This window comes from Halorubrum sp. AJ67 (assembly GCF_000513435.1).
The window spans coordinates 91,145-94,372 of sequence record NZ_CBVY010000006.1; the positions used below are offsets into that span (position 1 = coordinate 91,145).

Consider the following 3,228-nt stretch of genomic DNA (forward strand, 5'->3'; position numbering starts at 1 on the left):
CGCGGGCGGCCGCGCCCTCGGCGCGCCACCCCTCCTGTCGGACCAAGGCGGCGATCGGCTCGCGCATGGCCGCGTTCGGGCCGCCGGCCTCATGTGAGTGTCGCCCGCGGACGGCCCGGACGCCACGCATTTCGTCCGCGTCCGCATCGACACCGGTTTACAACCGCCGCCCGGACGGATCGCCATGTCTCTTCGCGTCACCTTCCTCGGGACGGGCGGTGCCGTCCCGACCGTCGAGCGCGCGGCGAGCGCCGTCTTCGTCAACCGCGAGGGCGACCGCTTCCTCTTCGACTGCGGCGAGGGCACCCAGCGCGAGATGATGCGCAGCGGGACCGGCTTCGCCGTCGACCGAATCTTCGTCTCGCACCTCCACGGCGACCACGTCCTCGGGATCCCCGGACTCGTCCAGACGCTCGGGTTCAACGACCGCACCGACCCGCTGACGATCCACTGTCCGCCGGGGACCGCCGACCACCTCCGCGACCTCGTCCGCGCGGTCGGCCACGACCCGGCGTTCCCCGTCCGGATCGACCCCGTCGCCCCCGGCGAGGTCGCCTACGAGACCGACGAGTACGCCGTGCGCGCCTTCGAGACGGAACACCGGACGAAGTCGCAGGGGTACGTCTTGGCGGAGGCCGACCGCCCCGGTCGGTTCGACCGCCCGAAGGCGGAGGAACTCGGCGTTCCCGTCGGCCCGAAGTTCGGCCGGCTCCACGAGGGCGAGTCGGTCGAAGCCGAGGACGGCACGGTCGTCGACCCGGAGCAGGTGGTCGGGCCGCCGCGTCCGGGGCGTAAACTGGTGTACACCGCGGACACGCGCCCGCGGGAGTCCACGGTCGAAGCCGCCGCAGACGCCGACCTGCTGATTCACGACGCCACCTTCGCCGACGACATGGCCGACCGCGCCCGCGACACGGCGCACTCGACCGGCCGCGAGGCGGGGTCAGTTGCGGATCGTGCCGGCGCGAAGCGGCTCGCTCTGGTCCACATCTCCTCGCGGTACGCCGGGGACCCGCGACCGATCCGCGAGGAGGCCCGCGAGGCGTTCGACGGCGAGTGCCTGCTCCCCGACGACGGCGACCTGATCGAGGTCCCGTTCCCCGACGCGGACTGAGACGTTGACGGCGAGTACGTAGGGGCGAACCGACGTTCGACGACCGACATCGTGGCCGAGACCGCCAAATCCCTAGTCGCTCGGCTGTACTACGTTGGTCCCGTTTATAAATCGCTGATCGACACGAACACCACCGAAGCCCCAGCTGCTCGGTTGTACATGACCGCACCAGTCGTGATCGACATCTGGACCGAGACCGCCGAAGCCCCAGTCGCGAGGACGGCACACGCTCGTTGTGCTCCTCGTCGCTCACTGCGTTCGCTCCTGCGGTGCTTACGTCGCCTGTGCCGTCCTCGCGACTGCCCCTTCGAGTCCCGCCCCGCACAGCCTCACGCCTCCCCAGCCTCGTCGGTCGCCTCCGCGTTACTCCGGCGACCGACTCCCTCGCGCGACGCTCCTCGGCCGCGATGCGGCCTCGGAGGCGCGCGCCACCGCTTCGTGTCGTCGACCTCGTCGGATCCTACCCCATGTGACAGCGATCCATGTGATCGTTCCACTTGAAACGAAGCCCGCGCGTGGCTGACGAGCGTCTGACGCGGTCGGGATCATTCTGTTGGCTGATCTCCACGAATCGAGAGAAACCCGCTCAGAAGCACTCAGAAGCCGTTTCCTGTTCACTTTCACCGCGGTCACGTACGCTTTAATACCATCTGGAACCAACCCTCGTACGCCTCCCACCGAAACAAGACCGGAGGCGGAGACACCCCATGAGCGAACTGCGACAGGAAGCGGAAGCGATAGCGGAACAGTTCTCGGACCACACCGACGTCGATCCCGACGACGTCGAGGAACGGCTGGCGACGCTCGTCGACGAGTACCGCGTGCCCCTCGACGAGGCGCGCCGGAGCGTCACCAACAGCTACCTCGAAGACGCCGGGATGGAGCGCGACGAACTCGGCCGCGGCGGCAGCGAGGAGGTCCTCGTCAACGACATCGACGAGGACGAACAGTGGGTCGACTTACGCGTCGAGCTGGTCGACCTGTGGGAGCCGCGCAGCGACTCCATCTCGCAGGTCGGCCTCCTCGGCGACGAGTCGGGCACGATCAAGTTCGTCGCCTTCGAGACCTCCGACCTCCCCGAGCTGACGGAGGGACAGGCGTACGAGCTGACGAACGTCGTCACCGACGAGTACGAGGGCAGCTACTCGGTGAAGCTCAACCGGACGACCGGCATCACCGAGATCGACGAGGAGATCGAGGTCGGCGACAACGCCGACACGGTCGAGGGCGCGCTCGTCGACATCCAGTCCGGTTCCGGGCTGATCAAGCGCTGCCCCGAGGAGGACTGTACGCGCGTCCTCCAGAACGGCCGCTGCTCCGAACACGGGCAGGTCGAGGGCGAGTTCGACCTGCGGATCAAGGGCGTCCTCGACGACGGCGAGACCGTCACCGAGGTCATCTTCGACCGCGAGGCCACCGAGGACCTCACCGGGATGACCCTCGAAGAGGCCAAGAACATGGCGATGGACGCGCTCGACACCACGGTCGTCGCAGAGGAGATGGGCGAGGACGTGCTCGGGCGCTACTACCGCGTCACCGGTCCCACCTTCGGGCGGTACGTCCTGGTCGACGAGATGGAGGACCCCGGGCGCTGTCGACGTTGAAAGTGCGCTGATCGAAGCGAGGTCGATTTAAATGAGCCAATCCGCACCCACCCGAGAGGTCGCCCGGCGCGTGTTCGCGAGCGAGTTCAACGACGCCGGCTACACGTTCACCGAGTCCGACGACGAGCGCGCCCCCGTCTACGCGCTGTTACCGACCGGCGAGTCCTCGAACCGCGTGTTCTTCGTGGGCACGCTCACCGAGAAGGAGGACGTCGGCGACGACAGCGAGTACTGGCGCGGCCGCATCGTCGACCCGACGGGCACGTTCTTCGTGTACGCCGGCCAGTACCAGCCGGAAGCCGCTTCCAAACTCCGGGACCTGGAGTCCCCGGCCTACGTCGCAGTCGTGGGGAAGCCCCGGACCTACGAGACCGACGACGGCACGGTCCGGGTCTCCGTCCGCCCGAGTCGATCACCGAGGTCGACGCCGCCACTCGCGACCGCTGGGTCGCCGGAGACCGCCCGCCGCACCGTCGANCGCGTCGCCGCGTTTCGACGACGAGGGCAACG

Annotated in this window: 1 protein-coding gene and 2 pseudogenes; all 3 read left to right on the forward strand. The window is 68.5% G+C overall.

Annotated elements, in window-relative coordinates:
- Nucleotides 1–184: 184 nt before the first annotated feature.
- Nucleotides 185–1,114, forward strand: coding sequence for a ribonuclease Z (rnz, locus tag BN903_RS07575; protein WP_048077165.1), 930 nt, complete (start codon nucleotides 185–187; stop codon nucleotides 1,112–1,114).
- A gap of 707 nt (nucleotides 1,115–1,821) precedes the next feature.
- Nucleotides 1,822–2,749 (forward strand): annotated as a pseudogene (locus BN903_RS07580) (replication factor A).
- Nucleotides 2,750–3,228 (forward strand): annotated as a pseudogene (locus BN903_RS07585) (RPA family protein); the annotation flags it as partial.

Coding starts and splice junctions, on each gene's coding strand:
- rnz (WP_048077165.1), top strand. CDS start 185: ATGTCTCTTCGCGTCACCTTCCTCGGGACGGGCGGTGCCGTCCCGACC.